The sequence below is a fragment of the Brachybacterium hainanense genome, assembly GCF_042434575.1.
In the GTDB taxonomy this organism is placed as follows: domain Bacteria; phylum Actinomycetota; class Actinomycetes; order Actinomycetales; family Dermabacteraceae; genus Brachybacterium; species Brachybacterium hainanense.
In genome coordinates, this window is sequence record NZ_JBHLSV010000066.1 from 1 (window position 1) to 572 (window position 572).

Consider the following 572-nt stretch of genomic DNA (forward strand, 5'->3'; position numbering starts at 1 on the left):
GGGGTTCTTTTCGCCTTTCCCTCACGGTACTGGTTCACTATCGGTCAGTCAGGAGTATTTAGCCTTGGAGGATGGTCCCCCCATATTCAAACAGGATATCACGTGTCCCGTCCTACTCGATTTCACTGTAAGTGATGTTTGGTGTACGGGGCTATCACCCACTACGGCCGGCCTTTCCAGGACCATTCCACTACACCACAAACAGCTTAAGGGCTGGTCCCCGTTCGCTCGCCGCTACTAGGGGAATCTCGGTTGATTTCTTTTCCTCGGGGTACTTAGATGTTTCAGTTCTCCCGGTTCGCCTCTGCATGCTATGGATTCACATGCAGATAACTGCTTATGCAGCTGGGTTGCCCCATTCGGATATCTGTGGCTCAACGGGTTTTATCACCTCACCACAGCTTTTCGCAGATTAACACGTCCTTCATCGCCTCTGACTGCCAAGGCATCCACCGTATACGCTTAGTCGCTTAACCATACAACCCGGATGAGTTTCCTCTACCAAATCGTATCAACGACCCATATTGGTTTTTCTTTCGCCTTGATGTGCTTTATTGCTAAAGCACTAGAAT

The 572-nt window shown here is 49.7% G+C and carries 1 rRNA gene; it reads right to left on the reverse strand.

Annotated features, from left to right (window positions below):
* Positions 1-476, reverse strand: a 23S ribosomal RNA gene (locus ACFFF6_RS19960); the annotation flags it as partial.
* Positions 477-572 lie beyond the last annotated feature (96 nt).